Here is a 17,079-nt window from a genome sequence, read left to right as displayed (position 1 = left end):
GTCCCGGACCGGCCGTCGGTCCATGGGTCATGGCGAGGATCGGCATCGTGGCGACAGCTGCGTGACGAGGTAGGTGGAGGCATGGGCATGTCGACGAGAGCGAAGTCTTTGAACTGGGGCGCGAAGGCGTTGGTCGTCGTGCTGGTCACGGCGCTCAACGCGCTGGTCGGGCCCGTGCTGACGGGTGGCCCGACGGCAGCCGACGCGGCCGATCCGTGTGCTCCGGGCGGCAACAAGATCGTCTGCGAGAACTCCAAGCCCGGCACCGACCCGGCGATCTGGGACAGCGCCTACGGCGCGGGTGCGGATTCCATCCAGGGCTTCTCGACCGACATCTCGGTCAACGTCGGCCAGCGCATCGACTTCAAGATCAAGACCGACGCCTCGGCCTACGACATCGACATCTACCGCATCGGCTACTACCAGGGCAACGGTGCCCGCAAGATCACCTCCATCACCCCCAGCGTCCCGCTGCCGCAGAGCCAGCCCAACTGCATCACCGCTGTGGCCACCGAGACGACGGACTGCGGCAACTGGGCGGTCTCGGCGTCCTGGAACGTCCCGACCACCGCGGTGTCAGGCGTCTACATCGCCCGACTCTCGCGGAGCAACGGGGACTCCAGCCACATCACCTTCGTCGTGCGCGACGACGCCAGCACCTCGGACGTGGTCTTCCAGACCTCGGACCCGACGTGGCAGGCCTACAACACCTACGGCGGGTCGAACTTCTACAGCGGGGGAGCCAACGGCCGCGCCTACAAGCTCTCCTACAACCGCCCCGTGAACACCAGAGGCGGAACCGGGGGGCGTGACTTCTTCTTCGCCAACGAGTACCCGATGGTGCGCTTCATGGAGCGCAACGGCTACGACGTGAGCTACATGTCCGGCGTCGACACCGACCGTCGCGGGGGTCTGATCAAGAACCACAAGGTCTTCCTGTCCGTCGGGCACGACGAGTACTGGAGCGGCGCCCAGCGGGCCAACGTCGAGGCGGCCCGCGACGCGAAGGTGAACCTGCAGTTCCTCAGCGGCAACGAGGTCTACTGGCGCACGCGCTACGAGCCCTCCCTCGACCCCAGCCACACGCCCTACCGCACGCTCGTGACCTACAAGGAGACCTGGGACCGAGCGAAGTCCGACCCCAGTCCCGAGTGGACCGGCACGTGGCGCGACCCGCGCTACGCCCCCGCCTCCCAGGGCGGCGGTCGACCGGAGAACGCGCTGATCGGCACCATGTACCAGGCCAACTACAGCGATCTTCCCGTGACCGTGAGCGCCGACGAGGGCAAGTACCGGCTCTGGCGCAACACCTCCCTGGCCAGCCTGGCCGCCGGCCAGACCCGGGCCCTCGCCCCCCACACGGTCGGCTACGAGTCCAACGAGGTCGTCGACAACGGCCTCGGGCCGGACGGTTTGGTGAGGCTGTCCACCACGGTCGGTCCCACCCCCGAATACCTGCGCGACTACGGCAACACCGTCACCCCGGGGACGACGACGCACAACCTCACGCTCTACAAGGCACCCAGCGGCGCGCTCGTCTTCAGTGCCGGCTCGGTGCAGTGGACCTGGGGTCTCGACAGCGAGCACGACTCTCCCTTCGCGGCGGAGCCGGCCGACGTGCGGATGCAGCAGGCCCAGGTCAACCTGTTCGCCGACATGGGCGTCCAGCCGTCCACGTTGATGACCGGTCTGGTGCAGGCGACGAAGTCGACCGACACCACCGGGCCCACCGTGACGATCACCTCTCCGGCCGCCGGCGCCAGCGTGGCCAACGGCGCCCAGCGCACGGTCTCCGGGACGGCCACCGATGCCGGCGGACGCGTCGCGGGTGTCGAGGTGTCGACCAACGGGGGTGACACCTGGCACGCGGCGACGGGCACGAGCTCGTGGAGCTACACCTACGTCCAGAAGGGGATGGGGAGCACGCCGATCCGGGTGCGCGCCACCGACGACTCCGCCAACATCGGTGCCGTCGCGACGCGCAACGTCGACGTCCAGTGCCCCTGCTCGATCTTCGGTGCCGAGGTGCCGCCCACCCCTGCCACGGACGACGCCGGCGCCGTCGAGCTCGGACTGCGGTTCGCCCCCACCAGCGACGGTTTCCTCAGCGGCATCCGGTTCTACAAGGGAACTGGCAACGGAGGCGCCCACCAGGGGTCGCTCTGGAGCTCGAGCGGGGCGCTGCTGGCGACCGGCGCGTTCACCAACGAGACCGCCACCGGATGGCAGACGATGCGGTTCACCTCCGCCGTCCCCGTGTCGGCAGGGCAGACCTACGTCGCGTCCTACACCGCACCACAGGGCCACTACGCCATCGGCAGCGATGCCTTCTACGCGGCTCCGAAGGTCTCACCGCCGCTGAAGGTCGACGGCGGATTCGGAGCCCAGCCGGCGGGCGTGTTCGCCGCTCCTGGGACGTTCCCGGCCACCAGCCACCTCAGCTCCAACTACTACGTCGACGTCGTGTTCACCGCCCTCGACGACTCGCCCCTCACCGCGACCGACCAGTGGCCCGCCGCCGGCGCGAGCAGCGTCGCGAGGTCGACCACCATCCGTGCGACGTACTCCAAGCCCGTCCAGGCAGGCACCCCCGGCCTGACGGTGAAGGACGAGCTAGGTCAGGACGTCGCCGGCACCACGGCGTACGACAGCTCCACGCGCACGGTGACCTTCACCCCGACCTCCGCGCTGGCAGGGTTCGTCCAGTACACCGCGACCGTGACCGGGACCGATGCGCTCGGTCAGCAGGTGTCCTCGGGCAAGACCTGGAGCTTCCGCACCGCGAAGCCGCCGGCCACCCCAGGTGTGTGTCCCTGCAGCCTGTTCGACGACGAGACCACCCCCACCGTCCTGGAGGACTCCGACCGCAGTGCCGTGACCCTGGGCGTGCGGTTCAGCTCGCAGGTCGACGGCACCGTCTCGGCGATCCGGTTCTACAAGGGACCCAACAACACCGGCACCCACACCGGCACGCTGTGGTCCGCGACCGGCACCCAGCTCGCCACGGGGACGTTCACCGGCGAGACCACGTCGGGGTGGCAGACGCTCACGTTCGCGCAGCCGGTGTCGATCACCAAGAACACCGAGTACGTCGCGTCCTACCGGGCGTCCGTCGGTCGCTACTCCGCCACGCCCAACGGCTTCGCGGCCGGCAACCTGTCCCGCGCTCCGCTCCAGGTGGCCACCAGCTCCGGCGCCTACACCTACGGCGCCGGCTTCCCGTCGTCCTCGTCGCCCACCAACTACCTGGTCGACGTGGTGTTCAACAAGGCGGCGGCCCCGCTGGCCGTCTCCGGCCAGTCGCCGGCACCGAACGCCACGACCGTGCGACGTGACACCACGATCGTGCTGGAGACCAGTACCCCGCTCGACTCCGGCTGGTCGATGACCGCCACCTCGGGCGGGTCCTCCGTCGCAGGCACGGCCGCGCTCGACAACGGCGGCACCCGGTTGACGTTCACGCCGTCCGGACTGCTCCCCGCGGGGGCCCAGGTCGACGTCAGCGTGACGGGTCTGAGGTCCACCGAGGGCGCCACCCTGGCGAACCAGACCTGGAGCTTCACCACGCGGTCGAGCGAACCGGCTGCGGAGCAGACCCTCTTCGGGACCCAGGTGCCCGCTCAGGCCGCCGCGGACGACAGCTCACCGGTCGAGGTCGGCGTGTCGTTCGTGCCCGCCAAGGCAGGGCAGGTGACTGGCATCCGCTTCTTCAAGGGAGCCGGCAACACGGGTGTCCACAAGGGCTCCCTGTGGTCCGCGACCGGCACGAAGCTGGCCGAGGTGACGTTCGTCGGCGAGACCGCGACGGGGTGGCAGACCGCGATGCTGTCCACCCCGCTGCAGCTGACGGCCGGGACGACCTACGTCGTGTCCTACTACGCTCCCAACGGGCACTACGCCACGTCGGGCGGCTTCTTCAACAATGCCTTCACGTCGGGCGACCTGACGGTGCCGGCCGGCGTCAACGGCAAGTACCTCTACGGCGCCGGTGGCTTCCCGACCTACTCCTACAACGCGACCAACTACTGGGTCGACGTGGTCTTCGAGAAGGACCCGTCGGGAGTGACGGTCGCCTCGCGTTCGCCCGCTCCGGACGCCACGGGGATCGCCGCCGACGTGGCGCCTCGGGCGACCTTCTCCGATGCGATCGCGACGAGTGGCTGGTCGATGACCCTGCGCCAGGGCACCACGAGCGTGCCCGGCACGGCGGCCCTGTCGTCCGACGGGACCCGGCTGACCTTCACCCCGACCTCGGCGCTGGCCGCCAGCACGACCTACACCGTCGAGGTCACGGGGGTGAGGTCCACCGACGGGGTCGCTCTGGCCGCGCAGTCGTGGTCGTTCACCACCGCCGCCTCGACGGCCCCGGTGTCGCGGCTGCTCGACGGTGAGGTCCCGTCGATCCACGCCCAGGACACGGACCCGCTCGAGCTCGGGATGGCGTTCACGCCCTCGACGAACGGCTCGGTCACCGGCGTGAGGTTCTGGAAGGGCGCTGGCAACACCGGCACCCACACGGGGTCGGTGTGGGACTCTGCCGGCACCAGGCTCGGGACGGTGACCTTCACCAACGAGACCACCGACGGGTGGCAGGTGGCCGAGCTCGCCACGCCGGTCCCTGTCGTCGCCGGACAGACCTACGTCGTGTCCTACTACTCGCCCAGCGGGCGGTACTCGGTGACGGGCGGCTACTTCGCCCAGCCGCGCACGGTCGGACCACTCACCGCGCCCGGCGGCAGCAACGGGCTGTTCCGCTACGGCACCGGGGGCGGCTTCCCGACGGGTTCGTGGAACTCGACGAACTACTTCGTGGACGTCCTCTTCCGCTCCGGTGGCTGATCGTCCGACAACCCAATTTGAGGGATAAGCGCCCCTCCCGGGTCGCGCGCCGTCCACGCCGCATGACGATGGGTGAGAACGGCGGGACGTGGGGTCTCGTCGAGGGGGAGGGGGCTCGCGAAGCCATGCGATTCCACAGGCCCGCGCCGATCACGAGCCGGCCGCGCGTCTCGGTGGTGATCCCGTGCTATCGCTACGGTCACTACCTGCCGGGCGCCGTGGCGAGCGCGCTCGACCAGGACATGCTGGACGTCGACGTGCTGGTGGTCGACGACGCGTCGCCGGACGACAGCGCGCTCGTCGCCCGCGAGCTGGCAGCGCGCGACCCTCGCGTGGACGTGCTGGTCCACGAGCAGAACGCCGGTCACATCCAGACCTACAACGACGGCCTCGCCAAGGCGAGCGGCGACTACGTCGTGCTCCTCTCGGCCGACGACCTGCTCCCTCCCAACTCGCTCACCCGAGCGGTCGCCCTCATGGAGGCGCACCCACGGGTGGGCCTCGTCTACGGCTTCGCGCGGTCGTTCACCGACGCCCCCGAGCCGGTCGACGACGTGACCCGCAGCTGGACGGTGTGGCAGGGCCACGACTGGCTGAGCCGGTCCGCACGGGCCGGGCGGTGCTTCCTGTCCAGCCCGGAGGCGGTGATGCGGCGCGAGGCACTCTTCGAGACCGACCTCTACGACCCGCGGCTGCCGCACTCCGGTGACTTCGACATGTGGCTGCGGACCGCTGCCAGGTGGGACGTGGGCCGGGTCAACGGGCCGATCCAGGCCCATTACCGCGTGCACGACGCCAACATGCACCTGACCACGTACGCCGGGTGGCTCACCGATCTCGAAGCCCGGCGGCTGACCTTCGACATCCTCTTCGACGAACGAGCGCCGGGCGACCCGAGGGTCGCCGCACTGCGACCGACGGCCAAGCGGGCGCTCGCCCGGGAGGCACTGCGTCGTGCCCGGCACGTCGCTCGTGACGAAGCCGCGATGGACGTCGCGGACGACTACGTGCGGTTCGCGCTGGAGACGTGGCCGTCGATCACCGGCTCGTCGGCTTGGCACGCCACCCGGGTGTCCCTGGCCGGGGGCAACCACCGGAGGGCGGGGACCGTGCGCCGGCAGGCGAGCAGGGTCCGCGACCACCTGGTGTGGCGCCGCGAGCGGCGGTGGGGGGTGTGACGACGCTGGAGAGCCGGACGGGCCCGGACCGAACGCCGGATCGCGGTCGGGTGCCTGGGTCGGACAAGGCGCGACAGGTGAGCCGCGGGCTGGGCTGGAGCCTGGGCAGCAGCGTCGTGCTGCGGGTCGGCAACCTGCTGCTCAGCATCGTGATCGCTCGCCTCGTCGCGCCCGAGGCCTACGGCGTCTTCGCCGTGGCCCTCACCGTGTGGACGGTCGTCAGCGCGCTGTCCGAGTTCGGGCTCGGGTCCGACGTGGTTCGATCACGAGACCCCGAGCGGCGTGCTCCCACGGTAGCCACGCTCGGCGCTGGCCTCGGTCTGCTCGCTGCGGCCGTGATGGCGCTCGCCGCACCCTTCGTCGCCGAGGCCTTTCGCAGCCCCGGGTCGACCCGGGTGCTGGTCGTGATGGCACTGGCCCCCGCGTTGTTCGGCCTGACGATCGTGCCTGCTGCGTTCTTGCAGCGGGCCTACCGCCAACGCACGCTGTTCGTCGTCAACGGTGCGGCGCTGCTCGCCTCGGCGGTGACCATCGTCTGGCTCACGCTCCTCGACGTCGGTCCGGTCGCGCTTGCCTGGGGTCAGGTCGCGAGCCAGGCGACGCTGGTGCTCGGACTCCACGTCGCGGCTCGCAGGCCACCGCGCTTCGGCTTCGATCGTGCGACGGCGTGGGACTCGCTGGCCTTCTCCTCGCCGCTCGCGGTGGCCAACCTGGTGTCGTGGTTGTTGATCACCCTCGACAACGTGATCGTCTCCCGTGAGCTCTCGCCGATCGTCCTCGGCTTCTACGTCCTCGCCTTCAACGTCTCGTCGTGGCCGATGTCCGCCGTCGGCCAGGCCGTTCGGGTCGTGGCCCTCCCCGCCTTCTCCGACACCGACTCGGCTGCGCAGCGCAACGATGGTCTGGTCCGCAGCATCGGGCCGGTGGTGCTCGCTGCTGCGTTCATGGGTCTCGGACTCGCGACGCTCGCGTCGCCCGTGGTCGCGGTCCTCTACGGAGCCCGTTGGGCCCCTGCCTCAGCAGCGCTGGTCGGCCTCGCGGTCTTCGGCGCCACCAGGGTGGTGCTCGACCTGCTCGCGACGTTCCTGGTCGCCGCGGGACGCACACGCGACGTCCTCGTCGTCCAGCTGGTGTGGCTGGCTGCCATGGTCCCGGTGATGGTGCTGTCCGTGCGCGAGTGGGGACTCGCCGGAGCCGGTTGGGCGCACGTCGTGGTCGTGGTCGTGGTCGTGCTGCCGGCCTACGCCTTCTTCCTCGGCCGCTCGGGTGTCGACACCGTCCGCCTGGTGGGCGCGAGCATCGTGCCGCTCGCGGCCGTCGTCCCGGCGGCTGCCGCCTGCTGGTGGATCGTCAGTGCCACCGCGCTGTCGCCATGGTTGACGGTGCTGCTCGGCGGCACGTGCGCCACCGCCCTCTACCTGGGGCCACTGATCCCGTGGTTCCGCAACCGCCTGGACGAGCTGCGCAACCCACGCCCGGCGGCGACACATCGGAGAGGACGACACCATGAGCGTTCGTGATCAGTCACGCCGAGCCCGAGCGCTCGGCACCAGCGTGGCCACCAAGCTGCGAGCCGAGGGGACGGCCGGGCTCGCACGTCGAGCCGTGCGGCGTGCCTACCAGAGGCTCGACGCGGGTGAGCTGGACTTCGGGCTACTGCCCGGCGACATCGCCGACTCCGCAACCCTCGACCTGCTGGCGGCCGTGCCCGTCCCCACGCCTCGGTCCCTGCGGGTGGGGTGGCTGTGCACGCCGCCTGCTGTGGGGTCGGGTGGGCACACCACGATGTTCCGCATGGTGCAGGCACTGCAGGCCGCCGGTCACGTGTGCGAGGTCGTCCTCCACGACCGTCACAACGGCAGCCTCAGCGAGGCCGCGGCGAACATCGGCCGTGGTTGGCCGCACCTGTCAGTGGGCGTGCGAGACCTGTCGCAAGGGTTCGAGGGCCTGGATGTGGTGGTCGCGACCGGTTGGGAGAGCGCCCACGTGCTGGCGTCGCGTGGACGAGACCCGGTGCACCGCGCGTACTTCATCCAGGACTACGAGCCGATGTTCTACCCGCACGGCTCCGACCATGCACTGGCCGCAGACACCTATCACTTCGGGTTCGCCAACATCGCCCTGGGCCGGATGGTCCATGACCGCCTCACCGCCGCAGGTGCGCCGTCGGTCGAGGTCCTCTTCGGCCGCGACACCTCGACCTACTCGTTCGAGAACGCCGGACCGCGGTCCGGCGTCGCCTTCTACGCCCGTCCACCAGTGGCCAGACGCGGCTACCGGCTCGCGACGCTGGCGCTGGCAGAGTTCCACCGGCGACGACCCGACCAGGAGATCCACGTCTACGGCGCCACCGTCCACGACGTCGACTTCCCCGTCGTCCAGCACGGACGTCCGACACCCGCCGAGCTCAACGAGCTCTACAACCAATGTGCGGCCGGCTTGGCGATGTCGTTCACCAACATCTCGCTGGTCGCCTACGAGATGCTTGCGGCGGGCTGCATCCCGGTGGTCAACGACTCGCCGGACGCCCGTGCCGACTTCCGGACGCCCCACGCGGTGTGGGCCGCCGCGACACCGGCCTCGATCGCCTCGGCCCTCGAAGCGGCGGTCGGTCAGACCACGCCCGCGACCGCCCGTCGGGCGGCGAGCGACACCGCCGGCGACACCTGGGGCATCACCGGAGCACAGGTGGTCGCCGCGATCGAGGCACTCGCCGCAGGGCGCATGGACGTCGCCGCGGTCAAGCCGCTCAACCTCCCAGACGTCGAGCCACCCGACGTGGCGGACCACGGAACCCAAGGAGATCTGCTGTGTACCTGATCGATGCCCTCTCGGTGCTCGTCCGGAGGTGGTATGTCGTGCTCGCCGGCATGGTCGTGCTCGCTGCCGGTGCCGCCGCCGTCATCACCTACGTCCCGACGACCTACCAGTCCACGGGTCAGATGCTGTTCCTCCTCCCGCCGACCGCGTCCGGCACGGAGCGGCCTGTCAACCCCTACCTGAACCTGCAGGACGGCCTCACGACAGCAGCCTCGCTCGTCGCCGGCGCCGCCTCCACCAAGGACGTCGAGAAGGAGATGAAGGCCGAGGGACTCGACGCCGAGTACGCGATCGCCGTCGTGCCCGGCACCGGTCCGCTGATCACCGTGACGGCGAAGGACAGCAATGCCGAGCTCGCCACGGAGACGCGCGACGCGATGATGACGTGGATCGACAGGGAGCTGCGTCGCATCCAGGACGAGGTCGACGTGCCCCAGACGCAGTACATCAGCGCGATCAGGTCGAGCGTCAGCAGGTCCGCGGAGGCGCTGCCGGGCAGCAAGCTCAGGGCCCTTGCCGCGTTGCTGGCCGTGGTCGGGTTGCTCACGCTGATCGCGACCTTCGGCCTGGACCGACTGCTGCTGAGGCGTGCGGCACGTCGCGCGGGTCGACGCGATGCCCTGGGAGAGGACGATCTGGACGACGTCGACCCGACCGGGGCCGAGCACGACGACGCCGTGACGCACGCGGGCTCGCACAGTGCGACACCGGCCGCATCCCCGGGCGCGGAGGTCGGCCACGGGCACGAGCGACCCGGTGCGGTGGGACCGGATGGACTGGTGCTCGACTTCCACCCGAGGCGCCAGCCAGCCCCTGCCGAGCGCACGGGCAAGAGGAACCGGCCGCGTCCGGGCCGAGGCCCGAGAGTGGGTAGCGGCCGGTGATCTCGCGGCGAGCCCGCACGGCCGGACCGACATCGCGTGCGTCCTCGGTCCCCGCGGGGTCGAGCGCACTGCGGCTGCCTGCCGTCGGGTTCGTCGTCCTCTACGTCGTCCTGCTCCTCTGTGTTCCCTCCCAGCTGATCTTCCGACCGCTGGGTGCGCCCGGCACGCCGGCCAACATGGTGGGGATCTGCGCCCTGGCATGGTGGGTGGCCGCGACCGTGGGCGGCACGAACCCGGTCAAGAGGTTCACGCCGACGCGCATCACGGTGGCGCTGCTCACTGCTGCGGTCCTGGGGAGCTACGCGAGCGGGATGCTGCAGGGCTGGTACGCCCCGCCCGACATCCGGCAGGTCACCGACGAGTTCTGGACGCTGGTCCCACCGACGGTCACCCAGACGACGGACGCGATGGTCAGCGCGGCCGACAGAGGACTGCTGTCGTTTGCCGGCTGGATGGGCATCGTGCTGATGACCGCCGAGGGGCTGCGGTCGTGGGCGGACCTGGAGAAGGTCGTCGACTGGCTGGTCTGGGTCGGTGCGTTCGTCGGGGCGATCGGCATCCTCCAGTTCGCCACCGGGCTCAACATCGCCGTGTTCTTCGACCTCCCGGGCCTCAGCGCGAACTCGGACTTCGGCGCGGTCGACTCGCGCTCGATCCTGAACCGCGTGTCAGCGACCGCAGTCCACCCGATCGAGTACGGAGTCGTCCTGGGTGGGATCCTTCCTCTGGCGGTCCACCGCATGATCCGCCTTCGCTGCCGCCCGCTCGCTGTCCTTCCCGCCGTGGTGATCTTCGTCGGCTGCAACATGTCGGTGTCGAGGTCGGCGGTGCTGGTGATCGGGTTTGCCTTCACGATGCTGCTCATCGGGTGGCCTGCGAAGTGGCGCGTCCGGGCGCTGCTGCTTCTCCCCGTCGCGGTGGTGGGACTGCGCATGGCTGTCCCGGGCCTCGTAGGGACCCTGATCTCCCTGTTCCGCAACCTCTTCGACGACCCCAGCATCAGTGGCCGCACGAGCGACTACGACGTCCTCTTCGACGTCATCGGTGACAACCCGCTCCTCGGTCGGGGGCTGTTCACATTCGTCCCTCGCTACTACCGCATCGTCGACAACCAGTACCTGATCTTCACCGTCGAGCTGGGCCTGATCGGGCTGCTGGTGGCGACGACGTTCCTGGTGGTGGCCTTCCTGCAGGCCAACGCTGCACGACGGCGAGCGTTCGAGCCCGCCTCGCGAGACCTGAGCCTGGCCATCGCCGCCTCGACGCTGGGCGTCATGGTCAGCTTCGCCACCTTCGACGCCCTGGGCTTCCCGATGGCAGCCGGCATGATGATGCTCCTGGTCGGGCTCGCCGGGGCCTGCTGGCGCCTGTCGACGACGGAGGATCCGAGAAGTCCCTACCGGCCGCACGACCACCGACGTGCCCCGGCACGACCCGAGGAGCTGGTTCGATGACGGAGCGTGTGGCAGTGGTGGTGGTCACCTACAACAGTGCCGACGTGGTGCCGGGCCTCGTGGCCTCGCTCGACGCGGGTCTGGGGGAGGTGCCGTGGGACCTCGTCGTCGCGGACAACGCGTCCGCGGATCACACGCTCGCCGTCCTGGCCAGGACGGCGCCCGACGCCACGCTGCTGGCGCTCGCGGACAACCGGGGATACGCGGCCGGGATCAACGCAGCAGTTGCCGCGGCGCCACCACATTCGGCGGTGCTCGTGCTCAACCCCGATGTCCGGCTCGAGCCCGGGTGCGTCGCCGAGCTGCTCGCGGTGATGCGACGCACCGGGGCGGGTGTCGTCGTACCTCGCCTGCAGGACGCGACGGGGGAGTTGATCCACTCGATGCGGCGCACGCCCACCGTGCTGCGAGGGCTGGGCGACGCAGTCCTCGGCGCGGTCCGCGCGGGTCGGTACCCCCTGCTCGGCGAGCTGGTGACGGATCCGGGTGCGTACGCGCTCGAGCAGGACGTCGACTGGGCCGAAGGATCGACCCAGCTGGTCGATGCCGGGTGCTGGCTAGCCTGCGGTGAGTGGGACGAGGGCTACTTCCTCTACTCGGAGGAGACCGAGTTCCACCTGCGGGCCGGCGACCGCGGCTTCGCGGTGCGTTACGTCCCCTCGGCCGCGGCCGTGCACCTCGAGGGCGGTTCTGCCACGTCCACGCGTCTGTGGCCGCTGCTGGTCGCGAACCGCTGGCGCCTCTACCGCGCCCGGCACGGTGCGGTGCGCAGCGCTGCGTTCTGGACCGCTCTGCTCGCTCGCGAGTCGAGTCGTGCCCTGCTCGGTCGCGAAACGTGTCGCCTCGCCACGAGGGTGCTGCTCCGGCCGGACCTGTTGCGGGGACCGCGAGGGCCCGAGTGGCTCGACGCGGTCAGCGCAGGCGCTTGACCGTGCCGACGAGGACCCGCTCGGCCAGACGGGCGGGCGACTGACGCCCCAGCATCGTCGTGCGGACCGTCTCGGCGGTGTCGCCGTCGCGGACCGAGAACCGGGGCTGGAGCCAGGATCCTTCTCGAGCCCAACGGCGATCGCTGGTGTGCACGGCGGTGTAGCCGAGCGCGCGCAGGTGCCCGAGCAGCTCGCGGTCGTACCTCCCGAGCGGCAGCGCCGCCTCGGTCACGGGCGTGCCGGCGATCCTGGCGAGGACCTGCCGGGCCTCCTCGAGCTCGCGGCGGCGGTGGCCCGCGTCGAGGCCGCGCCACGGTCGGTGGTCCATCCCGTGCGTGCCGATGGTCATCCCGGCCTGCCGGAGGGCCTGGACGTCCGAGGTCCCGAGGCTCCCGGGCCGGTCCAGCCGACCGGCGAGCACGAAGAACGTCGCGGTCAGCCCACGCTCGAGCAGCCCCGGCAGACCCAGCTCGATGTCGGAGGAGTTCCCGTCGTCGAAGCTGATCCGGACGCGAGGGTCCTCGGCCACGGCGTCCAGCACGTCCAGGTAGGTCCTGTGGTCGATCCAGTACGGCGCCTCACCCGTCTCGAGCACCCGCGCCGGCGTGCCGATGCCGTGGAAGCAGACGTTGATGCGAGTCCGGGCCCCCATGCTCATGCCGCGACGCTAGGCGGCAGACGTCGAGCTGGGCGGTCCTCGCGCGGCGATACCCCATTTGTGGGTAATGCCCCTGCGGCCGCCCGCAGTGCCGTCGCGGCGCCGGATGCTTGCTGCCATGGGGGGTACGGCTGTTGCGCTGGTGCCGATCACCGGGGCCGATGTACCCGAGGTGGCGGCCTACCTCAACCGCGCCCTGAATCCCCGGCTCAGTCCCGACCAGTGGGCCCGGGCGATGGTGCCGACGTGGTCGGTCGACGCGCCCAACCACGGGTTCCACCTGCGCGACGAGGGAGAGGTGGTCGGGGTCGCGTTGGCGTTCTACGCCGACCGCACCGTCGCGGGCCGCACCCGTCGCGTGTGCAACCTCGGCGCGTGGTGCGTCGACGAGGCGTACCAGGCGCAAGGTCTGCGGTTGCTGCGCGCGCTGCTGGGACAGCGTGACCACCACTTCACCGACCTCTCGCCCAGCGGCAACGTCGTCGCGCTCAACGAGCGGCTCAAGTTCCGCCACCTCGACACGACGACCGCGCTGGTGCCGAACTTCGCGGTGCCCTCACGCGGCGTCCGGGTGGTCACCGACCCCGACCAGATCGCCGGTCGCCTGGTCGGTAAGCAGCGCCGGATCTTCGACGACCACCGCGGTGCCGCTGCTGCGCGGCACGTCGTCCTGGACGTCGGCGGTCGGTCGCTCTACGTGATCCATCGCAAGGACCGTCGCAAGGGCCTGCCGGTCTTCGCCTCGCTGCTGCACGTCTCCGAGCCCGAGCTGCTGCCGCGGGCGTGGCCTCGGCTCTCGAGCCACCTCCTGCGGCAGGGCGCCCTCGTGACGCTCGTCGAGGAGCGCGTGGCGGGCTGGACGCCGCCGGGCGCACGCGTCCTGGCTCGGCCACGACCCAAGATGTTCCGAGGCGACGACCTGGTGGCCGAGGACGTCGACTACCTCTACAGCGAGCTCACCTGCGTGGCCTGGTGACCGGCATGCGTGAGCGGAAGAAGGAGCACCGACGATGAGGACGCGCGTCCACCACCTGCTGGAGGAGGCCGCCGAGCGGCATCCGCAGCGTCCGGCGCTGACCGCCGGACGGACGACCCGCACCTACGACGAGGTGTGGCAGGAGGTCCGTGCCGTCGCCGGTGGCCTCGTCGACCTCGGGGTGCGGCCCGGCGACCGGGTCGCGGTGTTCCTCGACAAGCGGATCGAGACGGTCGTCGCCCTCCTCGCCGCCTCGGCCGCGGGCGCCACGTTCGTCCCGGTCAACCCGGTGCTCAAGCCGCGTCAGGTGAGCCACGTGGTCAACGACAGCGGCGCGGTCGCGCTGCTGACGACGGCGCGTCGCTGGGCGTCGCTGGAGGGCTCGATGGACGGCGGCGACCTGCGCCACGTCATCGTCGTCGACGACCGGGGCGATGCGGCGCAGTCGGTGGTCACCACGCACGCGTACGCCGACCTGGCAGGCACGGCCGCCGTGACCGTCCCCACGCCGCGGCCGCCGGACGGCGACCGGGCAGCGATCCTCTACACGTCCGGGAGCACCGGCTCGCCGAAGGGTGTCGTGCTCAGCCACCGCAACCTCCTGGTCGGCGCCGAGAGCGTCAGCAGCTATCTGGGCAACACCGCGGACGACGTGATCCTGTCCGCGCTGCCGCTGAGCTTCGACGCCGGGCTGAGCCAGGTGACGACGGCCATGGCGGTCGGCGCGCACGTGGTGCTCGCCAACTACCTCGCGGCCCGAGACCTCGTCACCCTGTGCGCGCGCCACCAGGTCACCGGCCTCACCTGCGTCCCGCCGTTGTGGATCCAGCTGATGGACGCGACCTGGCCCGAGGACGCCACCCGGTCGCTGCGCTACTTCGCCAACACCGGGGGCAAGATGCCGGCCGCGACGCTCAAGCAGCTGCGCGACACCTTCCCCGGCGCGGCGCCCTACCTGATGTACGGCCTGACCGAGGCCTTCCGCTCGACCTACCTCGACCCCGCCGAGGTCGACCGCAGGGGCGACTCCATCGGCAAGGCGATCCCCGACGCCGAGATCCTGGTCCTGCGCCCCGACGGCACCACGTGCGCGCCGGGGGAGGAGGGAGAGCTGGTCCACCGCGGCCCGCTGGTCGCTCTGGGCTACTGGAACGACCCCGAGCGCACCGCGCAACGCTTCCGTCCGCTCGCGGGGGTCGCCGACTGGCAGGCACCCGAGCTGGCCGTGTGGTCCGGCGACACGGTGGTCGCCGACGAGGAGGGGTTCCTCTACTTCGTGGGACGCACCGACGAGATGATCAAGACCTCCGGATACCGGGTCAGCCCCACCGAGATCGAGGAGGCGGCCTACCAGACCGGGATGGTGCGCGACGCCGTCGCGCTCGGCGTCCCGGAGGAGGGGCTGGGGCACCGGGTGGTGCTCGCCGTCGCCGGCGCCGACCTCGACCCGGCAGAGCTGCTCCAGGCGCTGCGGCGCGACCTGCCCCTGTTCATGGTGCCCGCCGAGGTGGTCGTGCGCGAGGAGCTGCCGCGCTCGCCCAACGGGAAGTTCGACCGCGTGGCCCTGGCGCTCGAGGTCGAGCGGGCGACGGCCGACCGGGCAGGGGTTGCGTCGTGATCGCCGACGAGCACTCGCGGCCCTTCCGCGACGCAGACGGACGGCTCGAGGTCGGTGGCGTGCCACTCGACCGGCTGGCCGCGCGGGTGGGCTCCACGCCGTTCTTCGCCTACGACCGGGAGCTGGTCTCGCGCCGCGTCGCCGAGGTCAGGGCGGCGCTGCCCGATGACCTCGACCTGGGCTACGCCGTCAAGGCCAACCCGATGCCGGCCGTCGTGCAGCACCTCGCCACCCAGGTCGACACCCTCGACGTCGCGTCCGCCGGGGAGATGGCGATCGCCCTCGACACCGGCACACCGGCCGAGCGCGTCACGTTCGCCGGACCCGGCAAGACCGACGACGAGCTGCGCCGCGCCGTCGCTGCCGGCGTGCTGGTCGAGGTCGAGTCGGAGGGTGAGGTCCGCCGCCTGCTGGCGGCCGGTCGCGACCTCGGGCTCGTCCCGCGCGCCGCGGTGCGGGTCAACCCCGACTTCGCCGTCAAGGGCTCGGGCATGCGGATGGGCGGTGGCCCCCAGCAGTTCGGGGTGGACGCCGAGGCGGTGCCCGACCTGATGGCACTGATGGCGGACCTCGGTCTTCCCCTCGAGGGTTTCCACGTCTTCGCCGGCTCGCAGAACCTGCACGCCGCGATCCTCGCCGAGGCGCAGGACCGCACCGTCGACCTGCTGCTCGAGCTCGCGAAGCAGGCGCCGGCCCCGATCTCCTACGTCAACCTCGGCGGTGGGTTCGGCATCCCGTACTTCGAGAAGGACGAGCGGCTCGACCTCGGCGCGGTCGGCGACAACCTCGAGCGGCTGTGCTCCGAGCGGCTCCGCCCGGTGCTCGGCGACATCCGGATCGGGATCGAGCTCGGTCGCTACCTCGTCGGCGAGGCCGGTGTCTACGTCACCCGAGTCGTCGACCGGAAGATGTCGCGTGGCACGACGTACGTCGTCGTCGACGGCGGCATGCACCACCAGCTCGCCGCCTCCGGAAACTTCGGGCAGGTGATCCGACGCAACTACCCGATCGCGACCGACGGTGCCGCAAGGGAGCCCGAGGAGGTCACGGTGGTGGGCTCGCTGTGCACGCCGCTCGACCTGCTCGGCGACCGGGTACGGCTGCCGCGCGTCGAGGTGGGTGACCTGGTGGTCGTCCACCAGGCGGGCGCCTACGGACTCACCGCGAGCCCCACCGCGTTCCTCGGTCATCCCGCTCCTGCGGAGGTGCTCGTGTGAGCGATCCAGCCGGCCCCGAGCCAGCAGGCGGCGGGACACCAGACCATCACGATCCAGCACCGGAGGTAGCCGTGCAGAGCACGCAGCAGGACGTCAGCGCCGTCATCGAGGTGCTCGTGAGCACCCTGGGCATCGAGGACCAGGCGGCATCCCTCGAGGCGTCCACCCCGCTGTTCGGCGAGCTGCCCGAGCTCGACTCGCTCGGCGTCGTGGAGCTCACCGTCGCCCTGGAGGGTCGCTTCGACATCCAGATCGACGACGAGGACATCACCGGCGACGTCTTCGAGACCGTCGGCAGCCTGGCCGACTTCGTGGCGTCCAAGCAGACGTAGGGCACCTCGGAGGCGCTCAGGTGGCTGTTTTCCCCAGATTGGGGGAGAGCAGGGCCCTGACCTGCGACGATGGAGGGCATCGCACACTCGGAGACGGTGGCCGGGGTCGCACGTGCTTTGCCGCACCTCGACGCGCGCCTCCATAGTGGCGGTGCTGGACACCCCCCTACGCCA

The 17,079-nt window shown here is 70.9% G+C and carries 12 protein-coding genes; 11 read left to right on the top strand and 1 reads right to left on the bottom strand.

Annotated elements, in window-relative coordinates; all coding sequences use genetic code 11:
• Positions 1 to 87 precede the first annotated feature (87 nt).
• The 7 genes from IEZ25_RS11475 to IEZ25_RS11445 all read left to right on the top strand — a co-directional run bounded on the left by IEZ25_RS11475 (position 88) and on the right by IEZ25_RS11445 (position 12,104).
• The gene (locus IEZ25_RS11475; RefSeq protein ID WP_191199554.1) at positions 88 to 4,839 is read left to right on the top strand and encodes a DUF4082 domain-containing protein; all 4,752 of its coding nucleotides are present in this window, start codon (positions 88 to 90) and stop codon (positions 4,837 to 4,839) included.
• Between the two features lie 125 nt (positions 4,840 to 4,964).
• Positions 4,965 to 6,017, top strand: a complete 1,053-nt coding sequence (locus IEZ25_RS11470; RefSeq protein WP_191199553.1) for a glycosyltransferase family 2 protein — start codon at positions 4,965 to 4,967, stop codon at positions 6,015 to 6,017.
• Positions 6,018 to 6,094: 77 nt separating this feature from the next.
• Positions 6,095 to 7,537 (top strand): oligosaccharide flippase family protein, encoded by a 1,443-nt coding sequence (locus IEZ25_RS11465; protein ID WP_191199552.1) that lies wholly within the window; start codon positions 6,095 to 6,097, stop codon positions 7,535 to 7,537.
• Positions 7,524 to 8,837 carry a rhamnosyltransferase WsaF family glycosyltransferase gene (locus tag IEZ25_RS11460; RefSeq protein ID WP_191199551.1) on the top strand — a complete coding sequence of 438 codons (1,314 nt, stop codon included), beginning with the start codon at positions 7,524 to 7,526 and terminating at the stop codon, positions 8,835 to 8,837. The genes IEZ25_RS11465 and IEZ25_RS11460 overlap by 14 nt, the downstream gene beginning before the upstream one ends.
• Positions 8,828 to 9,721 (top strand): YveK family protein, encoded by an 894-nt coding sequence (locus IEZ25_RS11455; RefSeq protein WP_191199550.1) that lies wholly within the window; start codon positions 8,828 to 8,830, stop codon positions 9,719 to 9,721. The genes IEZ25_RS11460 and IEZ25_RS11455 overlap by 10 nt, the downstream gene beginning before the upstream one ends.
• Positions 9,718 to 11,175, top strand: coding sequence for an O-antigen ligase family protein (locus tag IEZ25_RS22255; RefSeq protein ID WP_191199549.1), 1,458 nt, complete (start codon positions 9,718 to 9,720; stop codon positions 11,173 to 11,175). The genes IEZ25_RS11455 and IEZ25_RS22255 overlap by 4 nt, the downstream gene beginning before the upstream one ends.
• On the top strand, positions 11,172 to 12,104 hold the full coding sequence (locus tag IEZ25_RS11445) for a glycosyltransferase family 2 protein (protein WP_191199548.1): 933 nt from the start codon (positions 11,172 to 11,174) through the stop codon (positions 12,102 to 12,104). The genes IEZ25_RS22255 and IEZ25_RS11445 overlap by 4 nt, the downstream gene beginning before the upstream one ends.
• Here IEZ25_RS11445 and IEZ25_RS11440 read toward each other — a convergent pair.
• A complete protein-coding gene (locus tag IEZ25_RS11440) occupies positions 12,088 to 12,762 on the bottom strand; it encodes a polysaccharide deacetylase family protein (protein ID WP_191199547.1) in 675 nt (224 codons plus the stop codon). The two genes, IEZ25_RS11445 and IEZ25_RS11440, sit on opposite strands and share 17 nt — an antisense overlap.
• A 118-nt stretch (positions 12,763 to 12,880) precedes the next feature.
• Here IEZ25_RS11440 and IEZ25_RS11435 point away from each other — a divergent pair, with 118 nt between their 5' ends.
• From IEZ25_RS11435 to IEZ25_RS11420, 4 genes are all read left to right on the top strand, one after another.
• Entirely contained in the window at positions 12,881 to 13,738 is an 858-nt protein-coding gene (locus tag IEZ25_RS11435; RefSeq protein WP_224748851.1) for a hypothetical protein, read from the top strand.
• 34 nt (positions 13,739 to 13,772) lie between these two features.
• Positions 13,773 to 15,356 (top strand): acyl-CoA ligase (AMP-forming), exosortase A system-associated, encoded by a 1,584-nt coding sequence (locus IEZ25_RS11430; RefSeq protein ID WP_191199546.1) that lies wholly within the window; start codon positions 13,773 to 13,775, stop codon positions 15,354 to 15,356.
• Entirely contained in the window at positions 15,353 to 16,573 is a 1,221-nt protein-coding gene (locus tag IEZ25_RS11425; protein ID WP_191199545.1) for a pyridoxal-dependent decarboxylase, exosortase A system-associated, read from the top strand. The genes IEZ25_RS11430 and IEZ25_RS11425 overlap by 4 nt, the downstream gene beginning before the upstream one ends.
• A gap of 71 nt (positions 16,574 to 16,644) precedes the next feature.
• The gene (locus tag IEZ25_RS11420; protein WP_191199544.1) at positions 16,645 to 16,905 is read left to right on the top strand and encodes an acyl carrier protein; all 261 of its coding nucleotides are present in this window, start codon (positions 16,645 to 16,647) and stop codon (positions 16,903 to 16,905) included.
• Positions 16,906 to 17,079 lie beyond the last annotated feature (174 nt).

Origin of the sequence: Nocardioides hwasunensis (assembly GCF_014779665.1) — a bacterium.
Taxonomy (GTDB): Bacteria; Actinomycetota; Actinomycetes; order Propionibacteriales; family Nocardioidaceae; genus Nocardioides; species Nocardioides hwasunensis.
Note: the sequence above shows the minus strand (reverse complement) of the source record. Positions and strands in the feature narration are given on the sequence as shown.

What these genes read in the sequence shown, in the direction of transcription:
- IEZ25_RS11445 (WP_191199548.1), top strand. Translation starts at nt 11,172, where the DNA reads ATGACGGAGCGTGTGGCAGTGGTGGTGGTCACCTACAACAGTGCCGAC.
- IEZ25_RS11475 (WP_191199554.1), top strand. Translation starts at nt 88, where the DNA reads ATGTCGACGAGAGCGAAGTCTTTGAACTGGGGCGCGAAGGCGTTGGTC.
- IEZ25_RS11470 (WP_191199553.1), top strand. Translation starts at nt 4,965, where the DNA reads ATGCGATTCCACAGGCCCGCGCCGATCACGAGCCGGCCGCGCGTCTCG.
- IEZ25_RS11435 (WP_224748851.1), top strand. Translation starts at nt 12,881, where the DNA reads ATGGGGGGTACGGCTGTTGCGCTGGTGCCGATCACCGGGGCCGATGTA.
- IEZ25_RS11440 (WP_191199547.1), bottom strand. Translation starts at nt 12,762, where the DNA reads ATGAGCATGGGGGCCCGGACTCGCATCAACGTCTGCTTCCACGGCATC.
- IEZ25_RS11430 (WP_191199546.1), top strand. Translation starts at nt 13,773, where the DNA reads ATGAGGACGCGCGTCCACCACCTGCTGGAGGAGGCCGCCGAGCGGCAT.
- IEZ25_RS11460 (WP_191199551.1), top strand. Translation starts at nt 7,524, where the DNA reads ATGAGCGTTCGTGATCAGTCACGCCGAGCCCGAGCGCTCGGCACCAGC.